Genomic DNA, 6,054 nt, shown 5'->3' with positions numbered 1-6,054 from the left:
AGAATAACCAATGCCCAATGCCCAATGCCCCATGCCCACTCCCTAAGTTAATAAATAAATTTTTCTAGAAATCAACAATGAGTCAGAAAAAGCAACTTAAAGTAGGTGCGTTTTTACCAGGTTCAGGTCATCATGTAGCGGCTTGGCGACACCCCAATGCTCAAGCTGATGGAGGCCTGAATTTTCAGCATTACAAGCAACTGGCACAAACAGCTGAACGGGGTAAGTTTGATATGCTCTTTCTAGCAGACGGTTTAGCTGTCTGGGATCGAGGACAAGGAAGAGAGGCTTTTAGTCGTTCGGGACAATTCAGCGTCCACTTTGAACCGCTAACTTTATTATCAGCACTATCTGTAGTGACAGAGCATATCGGGTTGGTGGCAACGGCTTCAACTACTTATGATGAACCCTTCCATCTTGCTCGTAAGTTTGCTTCCCTAGATTACTTGAGCGGTGGACGTGCGGGATGGAATGTGGTCACTTCTTCTGCTGAAGCCGCAGCAAAAAACTTCAGCCGAGAAGAACATTTAGAACACTCACTGCGTTATGAAAGAGCAAGGGAATTTTTAGAAGTTGCTTCCAAGCTTTGGGACAGTTGGCAAGATGATGCCTTTTTACACGATAAAGAATCGGGTATTTATTTCGACCCTGATAAGCTACATGTCCCGAATCATAAAGGTAAATATTTCTCAGTGCGCGGGCCGCTGAATGTAGCCCGTCCGATTCAAGGCTATCCGGTGATTGTGCAAGCTGGTTCTTCCGAGGCTGGGCAAGATTTAGCAGCACAAACAGCAGAGGCAATTTTTACTGCCCAGCAAACTCTTGCGGAAGCCCAGGCTTTTTATTCTAGTGTGAAAGGCAGACTGAGCAAATACGGGCGATCGCCTGAACATCTGAAAATTATGCCTGGTGTATTTCCGGTAATTGGCAGAACTGAGGAAGAAGCGAAACAGAAGTACCAAGAACTTCAAGATTTAATTCATCCGTCGGTTGGATTAGGACTACTCTCAGGACTTGTGGGTGGACACGATTTATCGAAATACCCCTTGGACGGGCCACTGCCAGATTTGCCAGATACCAACGCCGGAAAAAGCCGCTTGCAACTGATAACTGACCTTGCACGCAGAGAGAATTTAACAATTAGGCAACTATATTTGTGGATTGCTGGGGCACGGGGACATCGGACAATTCTGGGAACGCCTCAGCAAATTGCCGACCAACTCGAAGACTGGTTTATTAACGATGGTGCTGATGGATTTAACATCATGCCACCTTGGCTACCTGGTGGTTTGGATGAATTTGTCGATTTGGTGATTCCAGAACTGCAACGTCGGGGTTTATTCCGCACCGAATATGAAGGGCGTACCCTGCGCGAGAATCTTGGTTTACCTCGTCCAGTCAATCAGTTCACCAAAGTTGCATCGTCTGAATTGGCGGGTGCTTTGAGATAATTTCACTAAAAGGCGATCGCATTTTTTCATGAAACTTTTCTATACACCTAATTCTCCCTATGCACGGATAGCACGGGTTACTGCACTAGAACTGAATCTTGGCGATCGCATTGAAATGCACAAAGTCACTGTCCGAGATCCCAACAGTGATTTACTGCATTACAACCCCACAGGTAAAGTCCCAACTCTAGCCACTGATGACGGATTTATCTTGAGCGAAAGCCGGATAATATGTATTTATCTGAATCACTTAAATCCGGAAATCAAAGTAGTTGCTGATATTTCTGATGGATTTTTACAGCAACTAGAAGGCATAGCTGGTGGGTTTATAGATGGTATTGCTGTTTGGGTGCGAGAGTTGCGGCGTCCTTTAAATGAGCAATCTCCAGGAGTAATTGAGTTAGAACTAACACGCGCTTTGCGAATTTTAGACTACTTCGAGAAGATTTCCGTAAAACTCAACCAAACTCCTAAGTTGGCTCACATCACCCTCGCCTCTGCACTTGGATTGGAAATTCGCCTGCCCGAATTGCAATGGCGACAGAGTTATCCCAAACTTGCTCAATGGTATGATGAATTTTCTGGGCGGTCGTCCCTACAATTGACGAAACCAGAGTCTTAAAAACTCAAATTTCGTTTGGTCTGTTAGTCCAGTGGTTTCAGTAATACAATCGGGTTTGAGAAAACCTTTTTTTGCGTGTTAGGCATCCTGACAGTTCTTTTATCCTCCTTTGTTTTGGCATTTCACAACGTTACTGTACGAGTTTTGTTTTCCGAACATCTTGTACTCAATTTATATTTACTTGGTGGATACGTTAAACCAGATTTGCAAAATTCATTTTTATTGATGTTCATGCGAATGCTACTCGTGGTTCCACTCATGGCATCTCTGGCATTTAAACTGTATCCATCTGCTTTTCTAGAATTACGAGAGTTGTTCGATCGCCAACATCGAAATGTTCTGATTCAAGCGTTTAGCTGTGGAGTATTAATGTTTGTCTACATTGCCTTACTCTACGTTGCTATTGGCTTAATTACCACCGGAATTGCTACGACCCTTTTCTTCATCTACCCGGTGTTTACGGCATTACTGTCCTGGAAGTTTTTTGGTCAACGCCCTACATTTTTTCGTTGGTTGGTAATGGGAATTATTCTAGTAGGTTGCGTTCTTGTGATTCCCAAATTCTCTGGAAGCCACAGCAATTATGCCAATGTAATTGGGATTTTAGCGAGTATTAGTGCTGGGGTTGTTTATGCTTTTTATAACGTCATTGCCCAAAAATGTTTAGAAAAATTTCATCCAGTTCCCTTCACTTGGATTAGCTTTGCCTCTACCCTGGTATTGTCAGGTATTAGCTTATTGTTCTGGCCTGTTTCTACTGCTCAATTGGACTGGACACCTGTGTGGATTGGTAGTATTTTTTCTGGTTTAGTTAGTTTTATCGGTCACACTTTAAATAATTTGGGAATTCGGATGATTGGTGCAACTACCGCATCAATAATCGGTTCTAGTAGTCCAGCATTAACGGCGATGGTCGCTTGGGGAATTATTAGTGAAAGTTTAAATTTAACTCAAATTATTGGCGTTGGTGTTGTGACGTTTGGAATTGCTTTACTCAGTGGAGAAACCTTTTTTCAATCGCTGAAAATTGGAAAAAATCAGAACTAGGGATTGGGATTATAAAAAATTAATTGAGGTATATAAACTTTTTTTCAACGCAGACGGCGCAGAGTAAAACGCAGATTTACGCAAAGGTTGGCCCAGCAAATATGATTGTTGATACTATTCTTTTCGATTTAGATGGAACATTGACAGATCCTAAGCCTGGTATCACTCGCTGTATTCAGTATGCTTTATCTGAACTCGGTTATATACCACCGGAGGCTGAAGAATTGCTTTGGTGTATTGGGCCTCCAATCAAAGATAGTTTTTCGCAGTTACTTAAGGCTTCAGATAATGGGTTAGTTGAGAAGGCGCTTTCACTTTATCGAAGTCGCTTTTCCACGATTGGATTATTTGAAAATTCCCTTTATCCACTAATTATAGAAACTTTAAAAGCAATTAAGTTTGCTGGATATAAGACCTTTGTTGCTACTTCTAAACCACATATTTACGCCAAGCGTATTATTGAACATTTTTCTTTATCATTACTTTTTGATGGTGTTTATGGTAGCGAATTGGATGGTACTAGAAGCGCCAAAGCTGACTTAATTTCTCATATTTTACTGAGAGAAAAACTTTCGCCTTCTAGTGTGGTGATGATTGGCGATAACTTCGTTAAGCTTCGCTAACGCAAGCACGACATGATTGGAGCCAAGCGCAATAATATTACCGCAATTGGTGTCACCTATGGCTATGGAACTGAGGAGGAATTAAAAACTCATGGTGCTGATTTTATAGCTCATTGCCCAGAAAATATTCCAGAACTTATAATTCCTAATTCTTAATTTATCACTCAAAATAATGCCGCCATCTTTAACGTTTATCCATAGCTTACTTTTGTTCAGTACCGCTTTTATTGCAGGGGCGCTGAATGCTGTAGCGGGTGGTGGCAGCTTTATTACTTTTCCAGCACTAATATTTACAGGTGTGCCACCCATCGCTGCTAATGCTACAAATAATACAGCAATTTGGGTAGCATCTTTAGCCAGTGCAGGAGCCTACCGTAAAGATTTAGGCATCAAACGAGAAGTTTTCTTGCTTTTATGTGGCATTAGTTTGATTGGTGGAACCATTGGCTCTGTGGCTTTATTATATACATCGGCAGATGTGTTTAAAAAGCTGATTCCCTATTTATTACTACTGGCAACATTAGTATTTACCTTTGGTGATTCTCTCAGAAATTGGTTGCGATTTCAAAGTCAAAAATCATCACCAGAGTCTGTACCTTTATTTAATCTCGTGCTGGCTCAATTAGCGATCGCAATTTATGGCGGTTTCTTCGGAGCAGGTCTAGGAATTTTAATGCTGGCAACTTTATCATTTTTAGGCATCAAAAGTATTCATACGATGAATGCCTTTAAGACATTTTTAGGCAGTTGTATCAATGGAATTGCAATTATTCCCTTTATTTTTGCAGGTGTAATTGTTTGGCATCAAGCAATTTTAATGGCAGTGGGTGGTTCTTTAGGTGGTTATTTAAGCGCTCACTATGCACGTAAACTTGAACCCCAATTAATTAGGAGATTTGTTTTAGTTGTTGCCTTCAGTATGACGATTTACTTTTTTGTTTATGGCTAGGGAGTGGAGAATGGGGAGATGACAGTTATGTGTTGACTGTTGACTGCCCAATGCCCAATTGCTAGTGTTTGTATTGTCAAGTCATTTTTATTTATGCAACAACTTTCTAATTTCCGTGATTTGATTCGCCAAAAAGTTCATAATTAGTCTAAGAACCAAAAGTTGGTAACAACAATGGCCATAGTAAACGATCCTAGCATTGTAGCTGAAGTAACTAATTTATATCTTCAATATGAGGAAGCACTTTCTAATAACAATTTAGAAGTGATGGATAACTTGTTTTGGGATGCGTCGGAAGTAGTGCGGTTCGGGGTAACAGAAAATCTTTATGGTAGCGATGAAATTCGTAACTTTCGCGCCTCTCGACCAAATCCAAAAATAGAGCGAGAAATTTCAAATCTTCAAGTTGTAACATTTGGAAAAGATACAGCAACCGTCACTTTAGAGTTTCGCCGCATTATCAATGGTGTAGAACGTTTCGGGCGACAAAGCCAAACTTGGTATAGATTTACTGAAGGATGGAAAGTAGTTTCAGCACACGTTTCTTTATTACCTCTGTAAATTTTAAAATTATGACAATCATTACTGAAATCGCCCCGGATATCTATCGCATTTCAACCTATGACCCAAACGTAGACTTACAATTTATCCAGTTTTTAGTCAAGGATGAAGAACCATTATTGTTTCATACTGGTCTTAAGAAGATGTTTCCACTAGTACGGGATGCAGTGGAAAAGATTATTGAACCATCACAAATTCGCTGGATTAGTTTTAGTCATTTTGAAGCAGACGAATGTGGTTCTCTCAATGAATGGCTGACTATTGCGCCAAATGCTCAGACAGTTTGCAGCCCCATAGCAAGCTTTGTGAGTGTAGATGATTTTGCCATCCGTCCATCTAAAAGTATGCAGCACGCTGAAGTTTTAAACACTGGTAAATATAGTTTTCAGTTTTACCATACACCACAAGTTCCCCACGGCTGGGATGCCGGATTATTGTTTGAAACTAACAATAAAACACTGTTTTCCTCAGATCTGTTTCACCAATTTGGAGATTTAGAGCCAATAACTGAATCTGATGTGATTGAGCGTTTTCGTCAAACAATAGTCAATTATGAAGCAAGTCCTTTCCCTAATTACATACCATACACAACACATACCACTCGCATTCTCCAAGAATTAGCTTTACTCAAACCGCGTACCTTAGCAACAATGCACGGGACAACGTTTGTCGGAGATGGGGAACGTGCATTGCAGGATTTAGCTGCGATGTTACGGGAAGTTTTGGTGAAGGAGTAGAGATGATGAGTTATAGTGCGATCGTGATTCTATAAATCTGCGTTTATTGAATTACAAATTAAAT

General features: G+C 40.7%; 8 protein-coding genes. All 8 read left to right on the top strand.

The annotated features are described in order from the left end of the window. The first annotated feature begins 77 nt into the window (after positions 1–77). The 8 genes from GNE10_RS30995 (at position 78) to GNE10_RS30965 (ending at position 5,990) form a co-directional block, all read left to right on the top strand. Positions 78–1,451, top strand: coding sequence for an LLM class flavin-dependent oxidoreductase (locus tag GNE10_RS30995; protein WP_185569702.1), 1,374 nt, complete (start codon positions 78–80; stop codon positions 1,449–1,451). A gap of 28 nt (positions 1,452–1,479) precedes the next feature. Further along, a complete protein-coding gene (locus GNE10_RS30990; protein WP_185569700.1) occupies positions 1,480–2,073 on the top strand; it encodes a glutathione S-transferase family protein in 594 nt (197 codons plus the stop codon). Positions 2,074–2,148: 75 nt separating this feature from the next. Beyond that, complete coding sequence (locus GNE10_RS30985) at positions 2,149–3,120, top strand: DMT family transporter (RefSeq protein ID WP_185569699.1); 972 nt, start codon at positions 2,149–2,151, stop codon at positions 3,118–3,120. A gap of 101 nt (positions 3,121–3,221) precedes the next feature. Continuing rightward, positions 3,222–3,743 carry an HAD hydrolase-like protein gene (locus tag GNE10_RS30980; RefSeq protein WP_260447100.1) on the top strand — a complete coding sequence of 174 codons (522 nt, stop codon included), beginning with the start codon at positions 3,222–3,224 and terminating at the stop codon, positions 3,741–3,743. 12 nt (positions 3,744–3,755) lie between these two features. After that, positions 3,756–3,899: a hypothetical protein gene (locus GNE10_RS36250; RefSeq protein ID WP_260447099.1), complete on the top strand. Its 144-nt coding sequence runs from the start codon at positions 3,756–3,758 to the stop codon at positions 3,897–3,899. 16 nt (positions 3,900–3,915) lie between these two features. Further along, complete coding sequence (locus GNE10_RS30975) at positions 3,916–4,692, top strand: sulfite exporter TauE/SafE family protein (protein ID WP_185569698.1); 777 nt, start codon at positions 3,916–3,918, stop codon at positions 4,690–4,692. A gap of 174 nt (positions 4,693–4,866) precedes the next feature. Next, on the top strand, positions 4,867–5,253 hold the full coding sequence (gene hpxZ, locus GNE10_RS30970) for an oxalurate catabolism protein HpxZ (protein WP_185569696.1): 387 nt from the start codon (positions 4,867–4,869) through the stop codon (positions 5,251–5,253). A gap of 11 nt (positions 5,254–5,264) precedes the next feature. Continuing rightward, entirely contained in the window at positions 5,265–5,990 is a 726-nt protein-coding gene (locus GNE10_RS30965) for an MBL fold metallo-hydrolase (RefSeq protein WP_185569695.1), read from the top strand. Positions 5,991–6,054 lie beyond the last annotated feature (64 nt).

Origin of the sequence: Nostoc sp. 2RC, from assembly GCF_014222165.1 — a bacterium.
GTDB lineage: Bacteria > Cyanobacteriota > Cyanobacteriia > Cyanobacteriales > Nostocaceae > Nostoc > Nostoc linckia.
This window is presented reverse-complemented; position numbering and strand designations above follow the sequence as displayed.

Excerpts from the sequence above, each read along its gene's own strand:
- GNE10_RS30995 (WP_185569702.1), top strand. The coding sequence starts at position 78 with ATGAGTCAGAAAAAGCAACTTAAAGTAGGTGCGTTTTTACCAGGTTCA.
- GNE10_RS30990 (WP_185569700.1), top strand. The coding sequence starts at position 1,480 with ATGAAACTTTTCTATACACCTAATTCTCCCTATGCACGGATAGCACGG.
- GNE10_RS30980 (WP_260447100.1), top strand. The coding sequence starts at position 3,222 with ATGATTGTTGATACTATTCTTTTCGATTTAGATGGAACATTGACAGAT.
- GNE10_RS36250 (WP_260447099.1), top strand. The coding sequence starts at position 3,756 with ATGATTGGAGCCAAGCGCAATAATATTACCGCAATTGGTGTCACCTAT.
- GNE10_RS30975 (WP_185569698.1), top strand. The coding sequence starts at position 3,916 with ATGCCGCCATCTTTAACGTTTATCCATAGCTTACTTTTGTTCAGTACC.
- hpxZ (WP_185569696.1), top strand. The coding sequence starts at position 4,867 with ATGGCCATAGTAAACGATCCTAGCATTGTAGCTGAAGTAACTAATTTA.
- GNE10_RS30965 (WP_185569695.1), top strand. The coding sequence starts at position 5,265 with ATGACAATCATTACTGAAATCGCCCCGGATATCTATCGCATTTCAACC.